19 protein-coding genes are annotated in these 21,616 nt (G+C 72.0%); 6 read left to right on the forward strand and 13 right to left on the reverse strand.

Annotated elements, in window-relative coordinates; genetic code table 11:
• Positions 1–73: 73 nt before the first annotated feature.
• Positions 74–1,393, reverse strand: a complete 1,320-nt coding sequence (locus tag ACGFNV_RS13540; RefSeq protein ID WP_393622074.1) for an MFS transporter — start codon at positions 1,391–1,393, stop codon at positions 74–76.
• A 71-nt stretch (positions 1,394–1,464) separates the two neighbouring features.
• On the opposite strand from ACGFNV_RS13540, the gene ACGFNV_RS13545 reads away from it, so the two are divergent.
• Positions 1,465–2,469, forward strand: coding sequence for a GlxA family transcriptional regulator (locus ACGFNV_RS13545; RefSeq protein WP_393622075.1), 1,005 nt, complete (start codon positions 1,465–1,467; stop codon positions 2,467–2,469).
• Here the strand turns inward: ACGFNV_RS13545 and ACGFNV_RS13550 are convergent.
• The 3 genes from ACGFNV_RS13550 to ACGFNV_RS13560 all read right to left on the reverse strand — a co-directional run bounded on the left by ACGFNV_RS13550 (position 2,459) and on the right by ACGFNV_RS13560 (position 5,698).
• A complete protein-coding gene (locus ACGFNV_RS13550; RefSeq protein ID WP_393622076.1) occupies positions 2,459–3,508 on the reverse strand; it encodes a Zn-dependent alcohol dehydrogenase in 1,050 nt (349 codons plus the stop codon). The genes ACGFNV_RS13545 and ACGFNV_RS13550 overlap by 11 nt on opposite strands.
• Positions 3,508–4,662: an acyl-CoA dehydrogenase family protein gene (locus ACGFNV_RS13555; RefSeq protein ID WP_393622077.1), complete on the reverse strand. Its 1,155-nt coding sequence runs from the start codon at positions 4,660–4,662 to the stop codon at positions 3,508–3,510. Before ACGFNV_RS13555 ends, ACGFNV_RS13550 begins: the two co-directional genes overlap by 1 nt.
• 124 nt (positions 4,663–4,786) lie before the next feature.
• Complete coding sequence (locus ACGFNV_RS13560) at positions 4,787–5,698, reverse strand: SDR family NAD(P)-dependent oxidoreductase (protein ID WP_393622079.1); 912 nt, start codon at positions 5,696–5,698, stop codon at positions 4,787–4,789.
• Between the two features lie 86 nt (positions 5,699–5,784).
• On the opposite strand from ACGFNV_RS13560, the gene ACGFNV_RS13565 reads away from it, so the two are divergent.
• A complete protein-coding gene (locus tag ACGFNV_RS13565; RefSeq protein ID WP_393622080.1) occupies positions 5,785–6,711 on the forward strand; it encodes a cyclase family protein in 927 nt (308 codons plus the stop codon).
• Between the two features lie 466 nt (positions 6,712–7,177).
• Here ACGFNV_RS13565 and ACGFNV_RS13570 read toward each other — a convergent pair whose 3' ends face one another.
• From ACGFNV_RS13570 to ACGFNV_RS13585, 4 genes are all read right to left on the reverse strand, one after another.
• Positions 7,178–7,660 (reverse strand): ATP-binding protein, encoded by a 483-nt coding sequence (locus tag ACGFNV_RS13570; protein WP_393622513.1) that lies wholly within the window; start codon positions 7,658–7,660, stop codon positions 7,178–7,180.
• Between the two features lie 510 nt (positions 7,661–8,170).
• Complete coding sequence (locus ACGFNV_RS13575) at positions 8,171–9,076, reverse strand: acyl-CoA dehydrogenase family protein (protein WP_393622081.1); 906 nt, start codon at positions 9,074–9,076, stop codon at positions 8,171–8,173.
• Position 9,077: 1 nt separating this feature from the next.
• Complete coding sequence (locus ACGFNV_RS13580; RefSeq protein ID WP_393622083.1) at positions 9,078–10,211, reverse strand: acyl-CoA dehydrogenase family protein; 1,134 nt, start codon at positions 10,209–10,211, stop codon at positions 9,078–9,080.
• Entirely contained in the window at positions 10,211–11,404 is a 1,194-nt protein-coding gene (locus ACGFNV_RS13585; RefSeq protein WP_393622085.1) for an amidohydrolase family protein, read from the reverse strand. The genes ACGFNV_RS13580 and ACGFNV_RS13585 overlap by 1 nt, the downstream gene beginning before the upstream one ends.
• 146 nt (positions 11,405–11,550) lie before the next feature.
• On the opposite strand from ACGFNV_RS13585, the gene ACGFNV_RS13590 reads away from it, so the two are divergent.
• Complete coding sequence (locus tag ACGFNV_RS13590; protein ID WP_393622515.1) at positions 11,551–13,068, forward strand: class I adenylate-forming enzyme family protein; 1,518 nt, start codon at positions 11,551–11,553, stop codon at positions 13,066–13,068.
• Here the strand turns inward: ACGFNV_RS13590 and ACGFNV_RS13595 are convergent.
• Together ACGFNV_RS13595 and ACGFNV_RS13600 are read right to left on the reverse strand one after the other, a co-directional pair.
• The gene (locus ACGFNV_RS13595; RefSeq protein ID WP_133928985.1) at positions 13,052–13,564 is read right to left on the reverse strand and encodes an EF-hand domain-containing protein; all 513 of its coding nucleotides are present in this window, start codon (positions 13,562–13,564) and stop codon (positions 13,052–13,054) included. The genes ACGFNV_RS13590 and ACGFNV_RS13595 overlap by 17 nt on opposite strands.
• 167 nt (positions 13,565–13,731) lie before the next feature.
• Positions 13,732–14,112 (reverse strand): STAS domain-containing protein, encoded by a 381-nt coding sequence (locus ACGFNV_RS13600; RefSeq protein ID WP_393622517.1) that lies wholly within the window; start codon positions 14,110–14,112, stop codon positions 13,732–13,734.
• 376 nt (positions 14,113–14,488) lie between these two features.
• On the opposite strand from ACGFNV_RS13600, the gene ACGFNV_RS13605 reads away from it, so the two are divergent.
• Entirely contained in the window at positions 14,489–15,070 is a 582-nt protein-coding gene (locus ACGFNV_RS13605) for a sigma-70 family RNA polymerase sigma factor (protein ID WP_393622087.1), read from the forward strand.
• 119 nt (positions 15,071–15,189) lie between these two features.
• Positions 15,190–16,623, forward strand: coding sequence for a zf-HC2 domain-containing protein (locus ACGFNV_RS13610; protein WP_393622518.1), 1,434 nt, complete (start codon positions 15,190–15,192; stop codon positions 16,621–16,623).
• 30 nt (positions 16,624–16,653) lie between these two features.
• On the opposite strand, the gene purU is transcribed toward ACGFNV_RS13610, so the two are convergent.
• Both purU and ACGFNV_RS13620 read right to left on the reverse strand, forming a co-directional pair.
• Positions 16,654–17,535, reverse strand: a complete 882-nt coding sequence (gene purU, locus ACGFNV_RS13615; protein WP_393622089.1) for a formyltetrahydrofolate deformylase — start codon at positions 17,533–17,535, stop codon at positions 16,654–16,656.
• A 95-nt stretch (positions 17,536–17,630) separates the two neighbouring features.
• Positions 17,631–18,131 (reverse strand): hypothetical protein, encoded by a 501-nt coding sequence (locus ACGFNV_RS13620; protein ID WP_133928989.1) that lies wholly within the window; start codon positions 18,129–18,131, stop codon positions 17,631–17,633.
• Between the two features lie 117 nt (positions 18,132–18,248).
• On the opposite strand from ACGFNV_RS13620, the gene ACGFNV_RS13625 reads away from it, so the two are divergent.
• Positions 18,249–19,565 (forward strand): ABC transporter substrate-binding protein, encoded by a 1,317-nt coding sequence (locus tag ACGFNV_RS13625; RefSeq protein WP_393622092.1) that lies wholly within the window; start codon positions 18,249–18,251, stop codon positions 19,563–19,565.
• A gap of 62 nt (positions 19,566–19,627) precedes the next feature.
• On the opposite strand, the gene ACGFNV_RS13630 is transcribed toward ACGFNV_RS13625, so the two are convergent.
• Positions 19,628–21,505: a hypothetical protein gene (locus tag ACGFNV_RS13630; protein WP_393622094.1), complete on the reverse strand. Its 1,878-nt coding sequence runs from the start codon at positions 21,503–21,505 to the stop codon at positions 19,628–19,630.
• Between the last annotated feature and the right edge of the window lie 111 nt (positions 21,506–21,616).

The raw sequence follows: 21,616 nt of genomic DNA on the forward strand, positions 1-21,616 counted from the left end.
GGTTCCCGTCCATGTGCTCGATCCTGCCGGGGGAGGAGCAGGCGGTCGATTACTCCGGGAGTAATCCCGGCGCTCAGGACGTCATCAGCGCGGGAGCCGCCGGCTTTCGCCGGATCACCAGCGCCATCAGCGTCGCCGCCGCGCACAGTGCGCCCGAGGCGTACCAGACCATGTCGTACGAGCCGAAGGCGTCGCGGGAGACACCTCCCAGCCAGGCGACCAGGGCTGCGCCGATCTGGTGCGAGGCGAGGACCCAGCCGAAGACGATGGCGCTGTCGTCGCCGTAGTGCTCGCGGCACAGGGCGAGGGTGGGCGGGACGGTGGCGACCCAGTCGAGGCCGTAGAAGACGATGAAGAAGATCATCGGAGGGTGGACCGTCGAGGCCAGCAGCATGGGGAGGAAGAGGAGGGAGACGCCGCGCAGGGCGTAGTAGACGGCCAGCAGGCGGCGGGGTTGGAAGCGGTCGGTGAACCAGCCGGAGGCGATCGTGCCGACGACGTCGAAGACGCCGACGACCGCGAGCAGTGAGGCCGCCGCGGTGACGGGCATGCCGTGGTCGTGGGCGGCGGGCACGAAGTGGGTCTGGATCAGGCCGTTCGTCGACGCGCCGCAGATCGCGAAGGTGCCGGCGAGCAGCCAGAACGGGCCGGTGCGCACCGCCGAGAGCAGGACCGTGACCGCCCGCCGCGCGGCACCCCGCACGGGCGCGGGCTTGGGCACGAACTGCGGGGCGCCGTACGGCTTCAGGCCCACGTCCGCCGGGTGGTCGCGCAGCAGCAGCCAGACGAAGGGGACGACCGCGAGGGCGGCCAGCGCCACGGTCACCGCCGCCGGACGCCACTTGTGCGTCTCGACCAGCCAGGACAGCAGCGGCAGGAAGATCAGCTGGCCGGAGGCGGACGCGGCGGTGAGGATGCCGCTGACCAGGCCACGCCGCGTCGTGAACCAGCGGTTGGTGACGGTCGCCGCGAAGGCCAGCGCCATCGAGCCCGAGCCCAGGCCCACCAGCAGGCCCCAGTACAGCAGCAGTTGCCAGGCCGCCGTCATCCACACCGTCAGGCCGGAGCCGAGCGCGATCACCGTGAGGGCCACGGCGACCACCCGGCGGATGCCGAAGCGGTCCATCAGCGCGGCGGCGAAGGGGGCGGTCAGTCCGTACAGCGCGAGGTTGACGGACACGGCGGCGCCGATCGTGCCGCGCGACCAGCCGAACTCCGTGTGCAGCGGGTCGATGAGCAGCCCGGGCAGGGAGCGGAAGGCGGCCGCGCCGATGATCGTCACGAAGGTGACGGCGGCGACGAACCAGGCCCGGTGGATTCGGGAGCGGGAGCGGGAGCCGGGACGCTTGCGGGAGTCCTCTACGGCAGCAGGGGCTTCGGTCGTCTGAGTCACGTCAACGAGCTTCCGGCCTGCGGTCTCCGAGAACGAGTGGCCCGGAGGACACCGTTCGCTAGGATCGGGCCATGACCTCAGAGCACGCGCCGTCGGCGTTCCGCCCCCACCGCGTCGTCGTCCTCGCCCTCGACGGGCTGCTGCCCTTCGAGCTGGGCATCCCGCACCGCATCTTCGACCGCCCCAGGGACGCCGAGGGACGACGTCTGTACGAGGTCGTCACCTGCTCGATCCGGCCGCCCGGCCCGGTGGAGACCGACGCCGACTTCGCCATCCACGTCGCGAACGGCCCCGAGACCCTGGCCACCGCCGACACGGTCATCGTCCCGGCGTCGTACGAAATGGGCCCGGTCTACGAGGAGGGCGTCCTCACCGACGAACTGGCCGCCGCCCTCGCCCACATCCGGCCCGGCACCCGCCTCGCCTCCATCTGCACCGGTGTGTACGTCCTCGCCGCCGCCGGATACCTGGACGGCCGCCCGGCCACCACGCACTGGATCGACGCCGACCGTCTGCAACGCCTCTTCCCGCAGGTCAGGGTCGACCCGGACGTCCTGTTCATCGACGACGGCGACGTCCTCACCTCGGCGGGCGTCGCGGCCGGCCTAGACCTGTGCCTGCACATGCTGCGCCGCGACCACGGCACGGCGATCGCCAACGAGGTGGCCCGCCGGACGGTCGTACCGCCGCACCGCGACGGCGGGCAGGCGCAGTACATCCAGCGGCCCGTCCCCGACCCGCAGCAGGCCACCACGACCGGGGCGCGCGCCTGGGCGCTGGGGCGACTGCACGAGCCGATCCAGCTGCGGGACATGGCCGCGCAGGAGGCCATGTCGGTACGCACCTTCACGCGCCGCTTCCGCGAGGAGACCGGCGTCAGCCCCGGCCAGTGGCTCACCCAGCAGCGCGTGGAACGGGCCCGCCACCTCCTCGAGTCCAGCGAGCTGTCCATCGACCAGGTGGCCGACGAGGCCGGCTTCGGGACGGCCCAGTCGATGCGCCAGCACCTCCAGGCCGCACTGGGGGTCACACCGACCGCGTACCGCCGTACCTTCCGGGCGGGTGTCAGAACGTGAGCACCCCCCGCGCCACCCGGCCCGCCTCCGCGTCCGCGGCCGCCTTCTCGAAGTCCTCCACCGGGTACGTCGCCGTCACCAGCTCGTCGAGCAGCAGCCGCCCCTGCCGGTACAGCTCGGCGTACAGGGCGATGTCCCGCTGGGGGCGGGAGGAGCCGTAGCGGCAGCCCAGGACGGACTTGTCGAGGTAGAGGGAGGAGACGAGGAAGGACGCCTCGGCGGTCGCGGCGGGTACACCGAGGAGGACCGCCTGACCGCGCCGGTCGAGCAGGTCGATCGCCTGCCGGATCAGTTCGACGCGCCCCACGCATTCGAAGACGTGGTCCGCGCCCGTCGGCAACAGCTCCCGCACCCCCTCGGTCGACGTCAGGAAGTCCGTCGCCCCGAACTGCCGCGCCATCGCCTCCTTCGCCGGATTGGCGTCCACGGCGACGATCCGCAGCGCGCCCGCGATCCGCGCCCCCTGGAGGACGTTGAGGCCGACCCCGCCCGTGCCGATCACCAGCACACTGTCCCCACGGTCCACGCGAGCGCGGTTGAGCACGGCCCCGACCCCGGTCAGCACCCCGCACCCGATGAGCGCGGCGGACGGCATGGGGATGTTCTTCGGTACGGGCACGGCCTGGACGGCCTTCACCACCGTGCGTTCCGCGAAGGCGGAGTTGGCCGCGAACTGGTACAGCGGTCGCCCTCCCCGCGAGAAGGGCCGCTCCGGCCGCCCGATCGCCCGCCGGCACATCGTGGGACGGCCCCGCCCGCACTCGGCGCAGGTGCCGCAGCTGGCGAGCGTGGACAGCGAGACGTGGTCGCCGGGCACGACATGGGTGACCCCGGCCCCCACCGACTCCACCACACCCGCACCCTCGTGCCCCAGCACCACCGGCACCGGGAACGGAATGGTCCCGTCGACGACCGACAGGTCGCTGTGGCACAGCCCGGCCGCCGAGATCGCCACCCGCACCTCACCGGGCCCCGGATCCCGCACCTCCAGATCGTCGGCGACCTCGATCCGCTTCCCGTCGTAGATCACGCCTCTCATCACGCGGCTCCCTTGGGTTCCCTGGGCAGACCGAGCACCCGCTCGGCGATGATCGTGCGCTGGACCTGGTCCGAGCCGCCGTAGATCGTGTCGGCACGGGAGAACAGGAACAGGTGCTGCGCCGCGTCGAGTTCGTACGGCGCCGACGGCGACCAGTCCACCGGCCCGACGCCCCCTTCCACCCCCCGCACCCGCACCGCCAGCTCCCCGAGCCGCTGGTGCCACCCGGCCCACAACAGCTTCGCCACGCTCGGCGCGCCCGCGTCCCCCGAACTCCCGAGCGTGCGCAGGGCGTTCCACCGCATGGTGCGCAACTCGGCCCACTGCCGCACCAGCAGGTCCCGTACGACGGGATCATCCGCCGCCCCGGTCTCCACGGCCGTCCGCAGCACCCGCCCCAACTCCTGGGCGAACCCGATCTGCTGGGCGAGCGTCGACACCCCGCGCTCGAAGCCCAGCAGGCTCATCGCGACCCGCCAGCCCTCGCCCTCCCCACCGACGACATGCTCCACGCGCGCGCGTGCCCCGTCGAAGAACACCTCGTTGAACTCGCTCGTCCCGGTCATCTGCCGGATCGGCCGCACCTCGATCCGCCCCGGCTGGTCCATGGGCACGAGCAGGAAGCTCAGCCCGTGGTGCCGCCGCGAGCCGGGTTCCGTCCGGGCCAGCACGAAGCACCAGTCGGCCTCGTGCGCGAGAGACGTCCAGATCTTCTGCCCGGTGACCCGGTACGTCCGCCCGTCGGGGTCGAGTTCGGCCTTCGTACGAACCCCGGCGAGGTCGGATCCCGCCCCCGGTTCGCTGTAGCCCTGGCACCACAGCTCCGCACCGGCCGCGATCGGCGGCAGAAAGCGCGCCTTCTGCTCGTCCGTGCCGTGGGCCAGCAGGGTGGGCGCGAGGAGGTTCTCCCCGATGTGACCGGACCGGGGCGGCGCGGACGAGCGGGCGTACTCCTCGGCCCAGGCGACCTGTTGGGTGAGGCTTGCGGTGCGGTTCCCATAGCCGCCTTCGGCCCAGCCGAGCCCTATCCACCCGGCCGAGCCGAGGGTGCGTTCCCAGGACCGCCGATCCTGCCTCGCGTCGATGTGCGCATCGAGCCAGCCGCGCACTTCGACACGGAACACCTCATCGCCGGAAGTGAACCCGAACTCCACGAGCCTCTCCTCTCAACGCCGGGCGGATCAACCAACTCAGGGGCGCGGGGCTGTATCGATGTGCGGCTCCGCCGCGTGGGCGCGACCAGCCACAACTCACCCGCACCCGCCAACGAACCGCACCTCACCCGTTCGGCCGCGCCCCCTCCGCCGCGGCGCGAGCCATCTCCTCCAACCGCTCCAACATCGGCATCGGATCCACCCCCACCGCCCCCGGCAAAACCTCAGCGACCCTCTCCGGCGTCCAAGACCCCTCCGCATAAGCCGAACGCAGTTCCCTCGGTTGAGCCCACACCGCGATCTTCGGCCCCGCGACCGTGTACACCTGCCCGGTGATGCCCGCCTCCCGAGCCCGCTCGGACAGCAGGTACACCACCAGCGCGGCGACATCCTCCGGCTCCCCGATCTCCGCGAGCTCCATCGGCACGCCCGCCGACATCCGCGTACGGGCCACCGGCGCGACCGCGTTCGCCGTGACCCCGTACTTGTGCAGGCCCAGCGCGGCGCTCCGCACGAGCGAGATGATCCCGCCCTTGGCCGCGCTGTAGTTGGCCTGGGACACCGACCCCTGATGGTTGCCGCTGGTGAACCCGATCAACGTGCCGCCACGCTGCTGACGCATCACCGCGGAGGCCGCCCGGAAGACGGTGAACGTGCCCTTGAGATGCGTGGCGACCACGGGGTCCCACTCCTCCTCGGACATGTTGAACAACATCCGCTCACGCAGGATCCCGGCGACGCACACCACCCCGTCGAGCCGTCCGTACGACGACAGCGCGACGTCCACCACCCGCTGTCCGCCCGCCATCGTGGACACGTCGTCGGCGACGGCGACGGCCTCGCCGCCCGCCGCCTCGATCTCCTTGACGACGGCCTCGGCGACCTCGCTGCTGGGCGAGGCGCCGTCCACCGACACCCCGTAGTCGTTGACGACGACCCGCGCTCCCTCGGCCGCCGCGCCCAGCGCGACCGCCCGGCCGATGCCCCGCCCGGCGCCCGTCACGGCGACGACCTTGCCTGCCAAGAAGTTCCCCACGCCCGGCCCCTTCCCGCGGTTTCTGACGGACCGTTAGATTTTATGACCCGTCAGATGGGCCAGGACAAGCCCCGGGGAGGCATCGGATGTCACTGCCGGCCGAGTTCCACGACATCGCCAAGCGCGTCAACAACTGGGGCCGTTGGGGGGCGGACGACGAGATCGGCACCCTCAACCTGATCAGCGACGAGGTCGTGCGCCGGGCCGCGGAGAACGTCCGCAGTGGGCGCCGCGTGCCCCTCGCGCTGCCGCTGAAGCAGGACGGCGTGCAGACGGGGATGATCCCGGGGCGGGTGAACCCCCTGCACGCCATGGTGCAGATCAACCAGGAGATCTTCGGTCCGGGGACGGTGGCGTGCAGCGACGACGCCGTGACGATGGGGCTCCAGGCCGGCACCCACTGGGACGCGCTCACCCATGTCTCGCATTCGGGCCGGCTCTACAACGGCCGCCCGGCGAGCACCATCACCGCGCACGGCGGCGCCGAGTTCAGCGGTATCGACAAGGCGCGGCACATCGTCTCGCGCGGGGTCCTCCTCGACGTGGCACGCGCGCGTGGCGTCGACCGGCTGCCCGGCGGGCACGCCGTCACCCCGGAGGACCTGGAGGCCGCCGAGGAGCTCGCCGGTACGCGTGTGCGCGCCGGCGACATCGTGCTCGTACGGACCGGACAGGTGCAGGTTTATCTGGCCGGTGACCGGGAGGCGTACGCCTACCCTTCGCCCGGGCTGTCGATCCGTACGCCGGAGTGGTTCCACGCGCGCGATGTGGCCGCGGTCGCCAATGACACGATGACATTCGAGATCTTTCCGCCCGAGATCGACGACCTGTGGCTGCCCGTCCACGCGCTCGATCTGGTGGAGATGGGGATGCCGCAGGGCCAGAACTGGAATCTCGAAGAGTTGTCCACAGCCTGTGGAGAAGAGAACCGTCATACGTTCCTGCTGGCGGCGATGCCCGAGCCGTTCGTCGGCGCGACCGGCACTCCCGTGGCACCGGTCGCGATCCTGTGAACCGCGGGTCCCGGGGGCACCCCTGACCCCGGGACCCGCCTCCGGCCGGCGGCGCGCCGCGCCCGCCCCGAGCACGGCACCGCGCGCCACCATCCGGCTCCGGCGACCCGCCCCGGCCCCCCTAGGCCCTGAGGAAGCCGACGCCGAACCCAACGACCCGCACTCGACGAGGGCTTCCCGTCACGAGCCCTCGCCGTCCCCTCGCGGCGAGTCGCTGAACCTCAAGCGTGATCAGGCGGACACGAGGCGTCAACACCCTCGTTGTTTTTGCCCCCGTTTGTCGTGGGCGCGCACGGAAGCACGTCCGGGCGCACGGATGCTCCACCCGTCTTGCCGCGACAGCGCCCTCTGCACCCGTGCACCGGGCCGACGACACCCGCGGCGCCCCCGCACCCCGTGCGCCCGTCACGCAGACCGACACCGGGGCGATCGATCCCCGCACGCGCGTGCAAGCCCCGCGCAGCGGTCAGGCCCCCGTGAACAACGCCTCGTACGCCAGTTCCTCGTACGCCGACAGACCGACGACCCCGCAGCCGGCCGCGGCCTGCCGGGGCTGTGCGCAGCGGTCGAGTTCGCACCAGATGCGCTTGCCGGCGCCTTCGCGGGTCCAGCCCCAGCGGTCGGCGAGGCCGTCGACGAGGGCGAGGCCGCGGCCGCCGGTGGCGTCGTCGTCCGCGCACCGCGGCGTCGGGGCCCGGCCGCTGCTGTCGGCCACCTCCAGGCGCACGGTGGCGGAATCGTCGGCCGCGTCGCAGTCGGGCAGGGACAGCCGGAGCACGGCCGGCCGGCCGGTGTGCACCACGGCGTTGGTGACCAGCTCCGAGACCAGCAGGACAAGGGTCTCGGCGAGTGGCTCGTCGGCCTGTATCCCTGACCCGGCGAGCCGCGACCGGGCCCATCTCCGGGCGCGCCCCACCTCCGCGGGGTCGGGCCGGATCTCCAGCTGCACTTGAAGCACCTGCACCGCTCACACCATCCGAACCGGCGGACACATGACCTCGCGGCACGCGAGCGCCACGACGAGCGCCATGACGAGGGCTACGACGAGGGCCACGATCGTAACCATTTTTTGCATGACCAGAACAACGGCCCGTATTGGAGTCACGGCCGGAGTCACGGAACGTGAATCCCTTACGAGACAGCTTGATTGACGTACAGTCACCTCAACAAGCGCTTCGGGCATATTCCAGCGCGAAGGAGTACCCATGCGGCATACTGTGCGACGCTCGCCGCGGGGAGTCGAACAGGCAGGCCCAGGGGCCGCACCCGCTTGGCTCGCACTCGGCACCACTCGCATCCCACCCAAGGTACCCGAGGGACACGCCGACTCCGGGCCGTGACGAGCCACGTCGAGGACACAAGCCGGTATCAACGCTCCGTAATCCTCTTTTGCCACAATCCGTGACACTTGCGTGGGTGAATGTCGGCCACGCGCGCGATGGCACTGGTCAACGGCCCGTCAGCCCACGCCGGCCAACAGATCGGCGGCGAGCAGCTCCTCACTCTCCGTGGTGGCCCCCGCACGTCGCGTCCGTACCCATGCCCGCTTCATATGCAGATGCACCTCCGACTCCCAGGTGAAGCCCATACCGCCGTGCACCTGGAGGCAGTCGCGAGCACCGCGTACGGCGGCGTCGTCGGCCAGCAGCCGGGCGGCGGCGACGTCGGCCGGGTCGGCGGTGACAGCGGCCGCGTACACGGCCGCACGGGCCGTCTCGGCCCGCACGAGGAGCTGTGCGCACAGGTGCGCGACCGCCTGGAAGGCCCCGATCGGCCGCCCGAACTGCTCACGCGTCCGGGCGTGTTGCACGGCCAGCTCGCACACGCGCGTGGCCGTGCCGAGTTGTTCGGCGGCGGTCAGGAGGACGGCGACGGGATCAGTGGGCCGCAGAGAGCCTTCGACGCGGTGCAGCGGCGTCAGAGGATCGACCGACCGCACCGGTACGGCACCGGAGGCATCGCTCGCCTCCTCCGCTCCTCCGCGCGCCACGCCCTCCACCACGTCCGCCTCCGCCAGCCACTCCACCAGCCCGCCGTCCACGGCCGTCACGACCGCCTCCCCGGAGGCCGCCCCCGGCACCCTCCCCGCCGCGAGATGGGTGGCCACCAGCGGGCCCGGCAACAGCGCGCGGCCCGCCTCCTCGAACGCCAACACGGCCTCGGGCAGCCCCGCCCCGACCCCGCCGTCCGCCTCGGGCAGCCGCAGCGCGAAGAACCCGGCCTCGCCCAACTCCCGCCACAGCGCGCGGTCGAGCCCCGGACGCTCCACGGCGGCGCGCAGGGCCCCGGCGTCGAAGCGCCGCGCCAGCAGCTCCCGCACCCCGGCCCGCAGGGCCCGCTGGTCGTCGGTCAGTTGAAAACGCACGTCAGCGCCCCTTCGGCAGGCCCAGGATCCGCTCGGCCACGATGTTGTGCTGGATCTGCGAAGTGCCGGCGGCGATGGTGTAGGACAGCGAGGAGAGTCGGTCGAGCGTCCAGGGCCGGTCCAGGTCGAGGGCGGCGTCGCCCAGGACCTCCGCGGCGGCGTCGTACAGCTCCTGACGCGCGTGTGAGTACCTCAGTTTGAAAACCGAACCCCCGACGCCGGGCACCCCGCCCGACGCCTCCGCCTCGCTCACGTTCCACTGGGTCAGCCGCCACAGCGCGCGGAACTCGGCGTTCAGGCGGCCGAGGCGCCGCCGGAGCGCGGGATCGTCCCAGCGGCCGTTCCTCCGCGCCTCGAGGGCGAGTTCGCCGAGGACGCGTCGGCAGGCGACCACCTCGCCGACGAAGGCCGTGCCGCGCTCGAAGGACAGCGTCACCATCGTGACCCGCCAGCCGTCGTTCTCCTCGCCCACCCGGTTGGCCACCGGCACCCGCACCTCGTCGAGGAACACCTCCGCGAACTCGGCGGACCCGGCGAGGGTGCGCAGCGGCCGTACGGTGACGCCCGGCGTGTCCATGGGCATCGCCAGCCAGGTGATGCCCCGGTGCTTGGGCGCGTGGGGGTCGGTGCGCACCAGGAGCTCGCACCAGTCGGCGACCTCCGCGTGGGAGGTCCAGATCTTGGAGCCGCTGACGACGTAGTGGTCGCCGTCGCGCCACGCGCGTGTGCGCAGTGCCGCGAGGTCGGACCCGGCGTCCGGTTCGCTGAAGCCCTGGCACCAGGCCTCCTCGCCGCGCAGGATCGGCGGCAGCCAGCGCTCCCGCTGCTCCGGCGTGCCCTCGGCGGCGATGGTGGGCCCGGCGTGCAGCAGCCCGACGAACCCCGCTCCCACATAGGGCGCGCCCGCCTTCTCGGTCTCCTCCAGGAAGATCAGCCGTACGGTCGGTGATCCGCCCCAGTGGACGTCGGCGTACCCGGCGTCGTACAGCATCCGCTGCCAGCCGAGGTCGTAGGCGCGGCGGGCCGGCCAGTCGGCGGGGTCCGGCTTGGGCGGCAGGGTGGGCAGCACCTTGGCGAGCCACTCCCGCAGCCGGGCCCGGAACTCCTCCTCGGCGGGCGTGCAGGAGAGGTCCATTACGTGTCGAGGTCCAGGGCCAGCATGCGGATCGCGTTGCCCCGCATCAGCTTGTAAATCGTCTCGTCGTCGAGGCCCTTCACATGGTCGAGGGCGACCTCCCTGGTGTTCGGGAAGGTCGAGTCGACGTGCGGGTAGTCGGTCTCGAAGGTGGCGTTGTCGCGTCCGACCACGTCCAGCGAGGCGATCCCGTGCTTGTCACGGAAGAAGCAGCAGAAGATCTGCCGGTAGTAGTACGTCGACGGCGGCTCGGGAATCGTGTCGCGCACCCCGCCCCAGGCCCGGTGTTCCTCCCACACGTCGTCGGCGCGTTCGAGGGCGTACGGGATCCAGCCCATCTGGCCTTCGGAGTACGCGAGTTTCAGCCGGGGGAACTTCACCAGGACCCCGCTGAACAGGAAGTCCATCATCGAGGCCATCGCGTTGTTGAAGCTGAGCGAGGCCTGGACGGCGGGCGGGGCGTCCGGGGAGGCGGCGGGCATCTGGGAGCTGCTGCCGATGTGCATGTTGACGACCGTCCCGGTCTCCTGGCAGGCCGCGAAGAACGGGTCCCAGTGGCCGGAGTGGATCGACGGCAGGCCGAGGTGCGTGGGGATCTCGGAGAAGGTGACCGCGCGCACCCCGCGGGCGGCGTTGCGGTGGATCTCCGCCACCGCGAGGTCGATGTCCCACAGCGGGATCAGGCACAGCGGGATGAGCCGCCCGCCGCTGTCGCCGCACCACTCCTCCACCATCCAGTCGTTGTAGGCCCGTACGCACGCGACCGCCACTTCTTTGTCCTGCGCCTCTGCGAAGGTCTGCCCGCAGAAGCGGGGGAAGGTCGGGAAGCAGAGGCTGGCCTCGACGTGGTTGAGGTCCATGTCCTTGAGCCGCTCGACGGGGTCCCAGCAGCCGCGTCGCATCTCCGCGCGGGTGATGCCCTCCAGGGTCATCTCGTCGCGGTCGAAGCCGACGGCGGCGATGTTGCGCTTGTACGGGAACTGCAGGTCCTCGTAGATCCACCAGTCGGTGGGCGGGCCGTCCGGATCCATCGTGATCCGGTACTTGCCGCCGACGTAGGCGAGGTCCCCGATGCCCGCGGTGAGGGGCTTCGGGCCGCGGTCGCGGTACTTCTGCGGCAGCCAGGTCTCGAAGAGGTGCGCGGGCTCGATGACGTGGTCGTCGACGCTGATGATGCGGGGCAGTTCGGTCATGGGTCCCCTCCGAGGATGCGCGGGAACTGCCGGACGGTACTGATCTGATGGAGCGTCAGATAGCATCGCATCTGACGACCCGTCAGCCAAGGCTGTCAGCCAAGGAGGGGGCATCCGTGAACGAGTCCTCCGTGAACAAGACCTCCGTGAACGAGACCCCGCGCTCCCTGAGTTCCTCCCGCACGCTGTGGGACCTGCTCGACCGTCGCGCCCGCCTCACCCCCGACCGCCCGCTCTTCCTCCAGGACGACCGCACCCTCACCTTCGGCGCGCTGCGCGCCCGTGCCGAGCGGGTCGCGGCCGGGCTGTACGACATGGGCGTACGCCCCGGCACGGTGGTCGCCTGGCAACTGCCCACCCGCCTCGAAACGGCCGTCCTGTCCTTCGCCCTGGCCCGCCTGGGCGCCGTACAGACCCCGGTCATCCCCTTCTACCGGGACCGGGAGGTCGGCTTCGCGCTGCGGGAGTCGAAGGCGGAGTTCTTCGCGGTGCCGGGCCTGTGGCGGGGCTTCGACCACACGGAGATGGCCCGGCGACTGGGCGCGAAGGGGGTCTTCGAGGCGTACGACGACCTGCCCGAGGGCGATCCTTCCGTGCTGCCGCCCGCGCCCACCGAGGGCACCTCGGTCCGCTGGATCTACTGGACCTCGGGCACGACCTCCGATCCCAAGGGCGTGCTCCACACGGACCGTTCCCTCATCGCGGGCGGCTCCTGCCTCGCCCACGCGCTGCGCCCGACGCCCACCGACGTCGGCTCGATCGCCTTCCCGTACGCCCACATAGGCGGCCCGGACTACACGGTGATGCTGCTGCTCTACGGCTTCCCCGCGGTGATGTTCGAGCAGTTCGCGCTGCCGGACGCGCTGGAGGGGTACCGCGGGCACGGGGTGACGATGGCGGGCGGGTCCACGGCGTTCTACTCGATGTTCCTCGCCGAGCAGCGCAAGCAGCCCGACCGGAAGGTGATCCCGACACTGCGGCTGCTCGCGGGCGGCGGGGCGCCGAAGCCTCCGGAGCTCTATTACGCCGTGATCAGGGAGATGGGGGTTCGGCTCACCCACGGATACGGCATGACCGAGGTGCCGATGATCACGATGGGGTCGCCGGACGACACCACGGAGAACCTGGCGACGACGGAGGGACGGCCGCCGGACGGGATGGAGATACGGATCGTCGACGGGGAGGTCCGGCTGCGCGGGGAGGCCGTGTGCCGGGGCTATCTGGATCCGGCGCAGACGGCGGAGGCGTTCGACGGGGACGGGTTCCTGCGCACCGGCGACCTCGGGCACCTCACCGACAGCGGGCATCTGGTGCTGACGGGACGCCTGAAGGACGTGATCATCCGCAAGGGCGAGAACGTCTCGGCGAAGGAGATCGAGAACCTGCTGCACGCGCACCCGGCCGTCGGGGACGTGGCCGTGATCGGGCTGCCGGACGCGGAGCGCGGGGAGCGGGTGTGCGCGGTGGTGGAGCGGGCGCCGGGGGCCGGGGAGTTGACCCTGGCGGCGGTCACGTCGTATCTGCGCGAGGAAGGGCTGTCGGTGCACAAGCTGCCGGAACAGCTCGAGGTGGTGGACGCCCTTCCCCGCAACGAGACCCTGCGCAAGGTGCTCAAGTACAAGCTGCGCGAACGCTACTCGGGGAGCGCTACTCGGGGACGGTGAAGTAGCGGGCGAACGCGGGCACGATCTCGGCCTCGCCGACCTTGCCGTCGCCGTCCGCGTCGAGTGCGGCGGCCGCCGCGCGGGCGGTGTCCTGCGGCACACCCAGGAGGACCAGCACGCGGGCGGTGTCGGCGACCGTGGCGGCTCCGTCGCCGTCGGTGTCGGCGATGTCGAGGGCGGCGTGCAGGAAGGGCCGGGCGATCTCGGCGAACCGCTCGGGGTTGTCGCGCAGGCGCTTGAGCGCGCCGTTCACGAACTCGTCCCGGGTGATGCGCTGGTCGCCGTCCCGGTCCGCTATGCCGGCCATGCCCTGCCAGAACGCCTCCGCTCCGGCGTACAGCGCCTGCCCCTTGTCGGAGCGGGCCGCGGTGCCGAACTCCACGAGCAGCGCCTTGGCCGCCACGTTGAAGTCCTCGCGGTCGATGTAGCCGTTGCCGTCCTGGTCGAAGGTGGCGAACCGGTCGGCGATCCTGCGCTCGTACTCGCTGCTGACCATGTCTTTTCGGGCCGCCTTACGTCACGTGAGGGTGTATCTGGCACGGAGCGTACGACGTGGTGGGCCGTCGGGGAGCGGGAAATCGACGCTTGTACCAAGACCGGGGAAATTCTGCGACAACGGTGTGGCAGTCGCGGACCCGGTGACGATCCGGTCCCTCGGGCGTCTCACGCCGACAGCGGGCCGGCCTCGTCCTCCAGGGCGTCGTCGACGTCGGCGTACACGTCGAACAGGCGTCGCACACCGAGCGCGCCGAGGACCCGGTTGACGTGCGAGCCGTCGACCGCGCCCTGCGCGGGCAGGATCAGGCGCAGGGTGCCCCGGCAGGAGCGGATGAGGCGGCGGGAGGCGATGAGCACGCCGACACCGCTGGAGTCGCAGAACTGCACCTCGGAGAGGTCGAGGACGAGGCTGTGGCGGCCCTCGGCCACCACGTCGTGCACTCGTTGACGCAGCACCGGCGATGTCACGAGGTCCAGTTCACCGGAGACGTGGAGCACGGCCCAACCGGCCTGCTCGACGTCGTTCACTTTGAACGCCACCACCACGCCCTTCATTCGCTGGAGAATCCCGGAAAACCGGAAGTGGAAGCCGTCCCTACGCTTCCTTGCAGCGCGGCTGCCCAGCGGCGGTTCCCTGAAACACGGCTCCAGAAACGGTAATCGAACAAAAGAGGCTGGTTTCAGTCGTATTCGATCCTGTTCGATCAGGCTTGAGCGGGGCGATGGAGGGTAGATGGGCCCGGAAGTCTGCCCGGCGCACCCCGGATCCCCCCTACCACCTGGGGCGGGTCGGGGGGCGCACATTGCCACAAAGGGGCGTGCGCGCTCGGCCATGCCGACTACATTCGAGGTGACGTTGGACGCAGGCTGGACACAGGAACGGACCGGCAGGGCCGGACGAGCACAGGGGTGAGGGGGCCGCATGGCGACGCAGGACGCACCGCCCCGCTGGGACCGCAGGATGCAGCAGCGGCTCGCCCGCGGGGAGGCCGCCGCCCTCGGTGAGCTGTACGACCGGTTCGCGTCGCTCGTGCACGGCCTCGCCCACCGCGTGCTCGAGGACGAACGGGCGGCCGACCGCATCACCCGCGAGGTCTTCACCCACGTCTGGGAGAACCCGGACGCCTACGACCCGAAGAACGGCCCCCTGCGCACCTGGGTGGCCACGCTCACCCACCGGCTCGCCGTGCAGCGGCTGCGTGCGACGGAGACGGAGGCTCTCGCCCAGGGCGGCGAGGGCTCCACCGAGGACCTGGAGCACAAGGTCCGCCACGCCTCGGTCGCCGCCCGCGCCGACTACATCGTCCACGCCATGCCGACCCCGCTCCGCGCCGCCCTCGAACTCGCCTACTTCCAGCGCCGCGACTACCGCCAGACCGCGGTCGACCTCGGCGTCACCGAGGACGAGGCCCGCCGCCGCCTCCGCCTCGGCCTCCAGCTCCTCTCCACGGCCCACGACACCGACACACCGGGGGCACCGCCTGGGTACGGGGGTGCGGCGTGAGAGGGGCCGAGGGTTTCGACGACGCGGACCGTCCGGCACAGCAGGCACCGGAGCACATGACCACACACGACGCCTCCCCGCTCGCGTGCACTCCGGGCACGGCGACGCAGGGGCAGAACATGGCGGATGCCCCGACGAACGACACCTCCGACGCACGGGACCCGGACGACCCGGACGACCTGGGCGTTCCGGACGCCGTCGACGGCTCGGGCGGGGCAGGCGGGGCCGGTGGGGCTGACGGGAGCGGCGGGTCCGGCGACGGGACCGGTGGGCCTGGCGGGACCTTTGGGGTTGATGTTGGTTCTGGTGGGTCCGGTGGTGGGACAGGGGACCCGAGCGGTGGTTCGGGTGAGGCCGTCGGGCCTCCGCGTATACCGATGCCGCGGGTTTCCGTCGAGGACAGTGGGTTGGTGTTGCCCGTGCTGGGGGCGGTGGAGGCGCCGGTGCTGGAGCATCGGGTGTTGAAGTCGTTGCTCGGGGCGTGGGCCCTGGCGGCTTGTTCGGCGGAGGAGACGGCGGCGGTCGAGGAACACCTCGGCGACTGCGGGGCCTGCGCGGACGAGGCGCGCCGGCTGCGCGAGGCGGTCGGCCTGTTGCAGCGCCCGGAGAGCCTCGACCTCGACCCCGGCCTGCGCACCCGCGTCCTCGCGGGCTGCCTGGACCGCCGCGCGCCGCGCATCCCGGTACCGGACTGGGCCGCCTCGTACGACGCCGAGACCGCCCGCCTCGACGCCCTGCTCCAGGACTTCGGCGACGCCGAGTGGCACGCCCCCGTACGCCTGCGCTGGTTCGAGCGCGACGCCGCCACGAGCCGTCGTACGACCGTCGCCGGGGTCATCGCGCACCTGCTCGCCGTCGACGGGCTCGTCGCGCTCGCGCTCGGCCTCGACGACCCCCTCGGCGACGCCTCCGACGGCAAGGAGCCCACACCCGCGGCCCGCACCGAGGCGTACTGGCGTGCCTCGCACTTCCCGCCCACCCGCAAGGTACGGACACCGTGGCGGGAACAGGGCCACGACATCGTCCGCACGGTGTCGTTCACCGGCGGCTCCGGCGAGCGCCCGGTGTCGTACGGCGACTTCGAGCTGCGCCTGCGCGACGCCCTGCTGGACCGGGCGTTCGAGTGCTGGGTGCACGCGGAGGACATCGCCGAGGCGGTCGACTACCCGTACGCACCGCCGTCCCCGCGCCATCTGCACCGCATGATCGGCCTGGCGGCGCGGGTGCTGCCGAACGCGCTCGCGGCCCGCCGCCGGGCCGGCCTGGCCACGCCTCCCCACCGCCGCCACCTCGTCCCGGCGGGCGAGCCGGGGCGCAGCCTGCGGCTGGAGATCGAGGGGCTGGGCGGCGGCGAGTGGCTGATCCCGCTGGACTCCCCCGCCGCGGTGGGCTCCGCCGAGCACGAGGTGGCCCATGTCGCCCTGGACGGAGTGGAGTTCTGCCGCTTGGCCGCGGGACACGTGTCTCCCGCGGAGGCCGCCGCCGGTCAGGTCGGCGACCGCGAGGCCATCAAGGACGTACTGTTCGCGGCGGCGTCGCTGAGCCGGATGTAGGGCCGGGTTGCCGCGCGCCCCTCCGAGCCGCTAGGCGAACACGACCGTCCGGCGCCCGTTCAGCAGGATGCGCCGCTCGGCATGCCACTTCACCGCCCGCGCCAGCGCCTGGCACTCCACGTCCCGCCCGATCGCGACCAGCTGGTCCGGCGTGACGTTGTGCCCGACCCGCTCGACCTCCTGCTCGATGATGGGCCCCTCGTCGAGATCCGCGGTCACATAGTGCGCGGTGGCCCCGATCAGCTTCACCCCACGCGCGTGGGCCTGGTGGTACGGCTTCGCGCCCTTGAAGCTCGGCAGGAACGAGTGGTGGATGTTGATGATCCGCCCGCTGAGCTGCTTGCACAGGTCGTCGGAGAGCACCTGCATGTACCGGGCCAGCACCACCAGCTCGACGTTCTCCGCCCGCACCAGCTCCAGCAGCTGCGCCTCGGCCTGCGCCTTGGTGTCCTTCGTCACCGGGATGTGGTGGAAGGGAATGTTGTACGAACCCACCAGCTCGGCGAAGTCCGTGTGGTTGGACACCACCGCGGCGATCTCCACCGGCAGCGCCCCGATCCGCGCCCGGAACAGCAGGTCGTTCAGGCAGTGCCCGAACTTGCTGACCATCAGCACGATGCGCATCTTCTCGTCGGCCCGGTTGATCTGCCACTCCATGTGGAAGGAGTCACCGATCGCGGCGAAGCTGGCGCGCAGCTTGTCCACCGTCACCGGCGACTCCGCCGAGAAGTGGACGCGCATGAAGAACAGGCCCGTGTCGTGGTCGCCGAACTGCTGGCTGTCCTCGATGTTGCAGCCGGTCATGAAGAGGTAGCTCGACACGGCGTGCACGATGCCCTGCTTGTCGGGGCAGGAGAGGGTGAGGACGTACTGGTCGGCCGGGGCCGCGGCTCGGGTGGACTGCTCGTTCATGCAGGACAGGGTCCCATATCCCATGAACCCCACCGGAACCCGTCCGCCACGCGGACCGAGCCGGAAACCACCTCCGGGGACCGCCGGGGCGCGCCCTAGGCGGACCGTGTCATGATCCGCAGCACCTCCAGGGTGCGCGGCGGCACGTCCGCGTCCTCCCCGTCGGCCGCGGCCATGCGGACATGCGCGTCGCGGGCCGCCCGCACCGCCTCCGGCCAGGCGGGATGGTCGACGTAGGCGGAGACCGGCGCGTCCGGGCCGACCTGGTGCATGATCCGCAGCACCCGCAGCACCGCGGTGTCCACGAGCGCCGCCTCCTGGGAGTCGCGGAAGATCGTGCCGACGTACTTCTCGGCGGACCAGTTGTCCAGCCAGGTGTCCTCGACGAGGCGGTACACGGCGTCGGTGACGTCCCCGTACCCGTCCACGCCTGCCAGCCAGACGTCCCGCTGGAACACCGGATCGGAGAGCATGTGCAGCGCCGAGCGCACGTTGCTGCGCCAGCGCCACCAGGGCATGTCGTTGAGGGGCATGCCGCCCATGGTGAATGAGCGACGCCCGCGACGGGAAGAGTTGTCCGCACCTTGCACGGTCATCGATCGTACGTTCCCCCTCGAACACGGCTCACCGCCCCCCGCAATTCACCCCCGCGTCACCAACCGTTGACCGGAGGTCACTCCCAGGTTAGCGGTGTGCAGGAATCGTGCGTATCCATGACCGGCAGGCGACGCAAGCGAAGCACCTTTCTCCCCATGTTCGGCCACTCCACTCGTCCCGTCAGAGCCGCTGTCCGCTCGATGGGCGCGCTGGCCGCATGCGCGTCGCTCGCCGCCGGTTGCGGAGTCGTCCCCGGCGGCACGGGGGGCGCCGGGGACGACCCCATCACCGTCATGACCTGGGCGCCGGAGGAGACCCAGGCGACCAACAAGCCCGGAATGCCCGCCTTCGCGCTCGCCTACGCCCGCTGGGTCAACGCCCACGGCGGCATCGAGGGCCGCAAGCTCAAGGTCCTGACCTGCAACGACCACAACGACAGCGTCGAGGCCGCGAAGTGCGCCCGGCGCGCGGTCAAGGAGAACGTGGTCGCCGTCGTCGGCTCCTACAGCCAGTACGCCAACTCGTTCTTCCCGGCGCTGGAGAGCGGCGGCATCCCGTACATCGGCGGCTACGGCGTCACCAACAGCGAGTTCACCAGCCCGCTGTCCTACCCGGTCAACGGCGGCCAGCCCGCGCTCCTGGCCGGCCTCGGCAAGGAGCTGGCGGGCCGCTGCGGACCCGTGTCGCTCGTGCGCCCCGACTCCATCGCGGGCGACCAGCTGCCGGCCCTGCTGAACTCCGGGCTGCGGGCGGGCCGGCACGAGGCCGTGAAGGACCTGCTGGCCAAGGAGGACGCCACGGAGTACGGCACACAGGCCCAGCGCTCGCTGGAGCACGCCGCCGGGGACCCGGCGAAGGAGGGGTGTGTGGTGCCCGCCCTCGGGGACCGCAACGACACCTTCATGGACTCCTTCCGGCGCACCCGCGCCGACCATCCCGCCGTGCGCACCGCGACCGTGCTCGGCAGCGTCGACCAGACGGTCATCGACGCCTCCGGCGGCGCGTCGGGGCCGTACGAGGGCGCGTACATCAGCGGCTGGTACCCGGTGGCCACCGACGAACGGTGGGACGAGATGAAGCAGGTCATCAAGGAGCAGGCGTTCTCCGACAACCGCATCGATCCCGCGGACGCCGGGGTGCAGACCACCTGGATCGCGTACACCGCGTTCCGGCAGGCCGTGGAGTCGCTCGGGGACGGCGAGGTGAGCGCGTCCACCGTGCGCAAGGCATTGAACGACGGGCTGAAGGTGACCACGGGCGGGCTCACGCCGCCACTGCGCTGGCGCTACTCGGACCGGCTCGCCTCCGTCGGCTTCCCGCGCCTGGTCAACACCTCCGTGACCCTGCAGGTCGTCCGGCAGGGCCGACTGGTGGCGGCCGAGAAGGGCTTCGTCGACGTGACGAAGACCCTGCAGGACGCGGACCTCGACTGACGCGGACCCCGGCTGGGGCGGACCCCGGCTGGGGCGGAGGGCGGGCTCGGGGCCCGCCCGTCTCAGAGCTGGACCGGCTGGCGCTGGGTCAGCCCGTACGTCTTCGCGATCGCGTTCCACAGTTCGGCGGCGGTCTTCTTCTGCGTGCTCGCCGTGCCGCTCTCGCGGTTGCCCGCCTGGGTCTGGCCCGTGGAGCGGGCCTGGCCCTTCTTGCAGAGCTTCTTGTTGCCGGCGACCTGGTCGGCCCAGGCGGCGTAGTGGTTGTCGGCCGCCGCGGACGCCTGCCACGCCTTGGTGAGGGCGGCCGTCAGCTCCGTGTGGTTCGGCAGCTTGTCGACGGCCAGCCCGGACAGCTTGGTGACCAGGTCGCCTCGCTGCTTGGCCGCGTCACGCAGGTCGGTGGCCGCCTGGCCGAGGTTGGTGCAGGACTTCACGTCGCCCACAGCGTTGATCACGCTGGTACGGCTGCTGCCGCTGTCGGCCAGCAGCGCGTCCAGGGCGGTCGCCTGCTGCTTGGCCGGATCGGCGGCCGCGGAACCGGAGGAGTCCGTCGCGGGCGTCGAGGCGGCCACGGTCTTGTCGTCACCCTTGTCGTCACCGCCGCCCCCACCGGCCAGCAGCGCGCCGGCACCGATGCCGACGACCGCGATACCCACGCCGATGGCGGCGATCAACGGCAGACGCGAGCCGGTACGCCCGCTCCGGCCGCGTTCGTCGCCGCTGTCATCGGCCCGGGGCCCGCGCAGCCCGCCCGGACCGGTCGGCGGAGCGTACGAGGCCGCGGGCGCGTATCCGTCGTGGCCGCCCGGGGACTGCTGGATCCGCGGCAGCTGCTGGGTGGAGCCGGCCTGGCCCCCGCCGCCCTGGTCGCTGCGGAAGAGGTTGTCGAACTCGGAGGGCGTGCGCTGGTCCCCGTACGGCGCTCCACCGGGCCCGCGCGTCACGGGCGGGATGTACTGGGTGGCCTCGGCGTCGGACCCCGCGGCGGGCGGCAGCGGCCCGGCGCCGGGTCTCCCCGCCGACGCCCCGCCGTGCTCCGGCATCGGTCCGGGCCCGCCCTGCGAGGCGCGTCCCAGGAAGTGCGTGGACTCGGCCGGCGTCTCGGGCGGCAGCGCCCCGGGACCGACCGGCGGAAGGTACTGCGTCGCGCCCTCGTCGGCGGGCGCGGCGGGGACCGGCGGCAGGTACTGCGTGGCCCCTTCGTCCGCCGGGGCGGCCGGGACCGGCGGTATGTACCGGGTGGCCTGGTCGGTGGGTGCGGCCGGGACCGGCGGTATGTACTGGGTGGCCCCTTCGTCGGCCGGGGGCAGCGGAGCGCCGGGGGCACCGCCCGTGCCGGGTCCCTGCCCGGGGTACGACGACTGCGCGCCGCCCGTGCCCTCGGCGCCGTACGCCGGAGGCTGCGCGGGCGTGCCGCCGCCGTACGCGGGAGGCTGTGCACCGATGCCGTAGGCCTGCGACGGTGCGCCGGTGCCGTAGCCCTGCTGGTGGGCGCCGGCGCCGTAACCCTGTGGTTGCGAGGCGGGGCCGTAGCCCTGCTGCTGGGAGCCGGGGCCGTAGCCCTGCGACGGTGTGCCCTCCTGGGGCAGTGCGCCCGGCTGCTGTGGCGCGTCCCAGGCCGGCGGCTCGGGCGTGCTCCACTGCTGGTCGGGCGGGGTCGGCCAGCCCGGGGTCGGCGGCGGGGCCGGGTTCTGGTGCTGGTCGGGGCCCCACGGGCGGTCCCAGGCCTGGCCGCCGGGCGGCGCCGCGGCGGGGTCCTGGCGGCCGTACTGCCCGCCGTGGTGCTGCCCCGTCGCGGGCCCCGGCTGCGAGCCCGGCTGTCGGTCACCCGATCCGCCCGTCATGCCCGGCAGCAGGGGCTCGCCACCGTCGGAGGGCAGCACGATGCCTTCGCGCGCGGGCCGCGCCGAGGGCTCCTCGCCCTGTCCACTCTGCGTCACCGGGACTCCTACTTATGGGGGACCTTCGGAATCGTCGGCTCACGCTACCGGGTCCGCGGAGCGAGGTGCTACGCAGCTCAGGCCGTGACCGGGGTCCCTGTGACCGCCGTA

Origin of the sequence: Streptomyces sp. NPDC048751 (assembly GCF_043198595.1) — a bacterium.
Classification (GTDB): Bacteria; Actinomycetota; Actinomycetes; order Streptomycetales; family Streptomycetaceae; genus Streptomyces.

Coding starts and splice junctions, on each gene's coding strand:
- ACGFNV_RS13550 (WP_393622076.1), bottom strand. CDS start 3,508: ATGAGAGGCGTGATCTACGACGGGAAGCGGATCGAGGTCGCCGACGAT.
- ACGFNV_RS13580 (WP_393622083.1), bottom strand. CDS start 10,211: ATGGACCTCTCCTGCACGCCCGCCGAGGAGGAGTTCCGGGCCCGGCTG.
- ACGFNV_RS13595 (WP_133928985.1), bottom strand. CDS start 13,564: ATGGTCAGCAGCGAGTACGAGCGCAGGATCGCCGACCGGTTCGCCACC.
- purU (WP_393622089.1), bottom strand. CDS start 17,535: ATGAACGAGCAGTCCACCCGAGCCGCGGCCCCGGCCGACCAGTACGTC.
- ACGFNV_RS13625 (WP_393622092.1), top strand. CDS start 18,249: ATGACCGGCAGGCGACGCAAGCGAAGCACCTTTCTCCCCATGTTCGGC.
- ACGFNV_RS13605 (WP_393622087.1), top strand. CDS start 14,489: ATGGCGACGCAGGACGCACCGCCCCGCTGGGACCGCAGGATGCAGCAG.
- ACGFNV_RS13585 (WP_393622085.1), bottom strand. CDS start 11,404: ATGACCGAACTGCCCCGCATCATCAGCGTCGACGACCACGTCATCGAG.
- ACGFNV_RS13620 (WP_133928989.1), bottom strand. CDS start 18,131: ATGACCGTGCAAGGTGCGGACAACTCTTCCCGTCGCGGGCGTCGCTCA.
- ACGFNV_RS13545 (WP_393622075.1), top strand. CDS start 1,465: ATGACCTCAGAGCACGCGCCGTCGGCGTTCCGCCCCCACCGCGTCGTC.
- ACGFNV_RS13610 (WP_393622518.1), top strand. CDS start 15,190: ATGGCGGATGCCCCGACGAACGACACCTCCGACGCACGGGACCCGGAC.
- ACGFNV_RS13565 (WP_393622080.1), top strand. CDS start 5,785: ATGTCACTGCCGGCCGAGTTCCACGACATCGCCAAGCGCGTCAACAAC.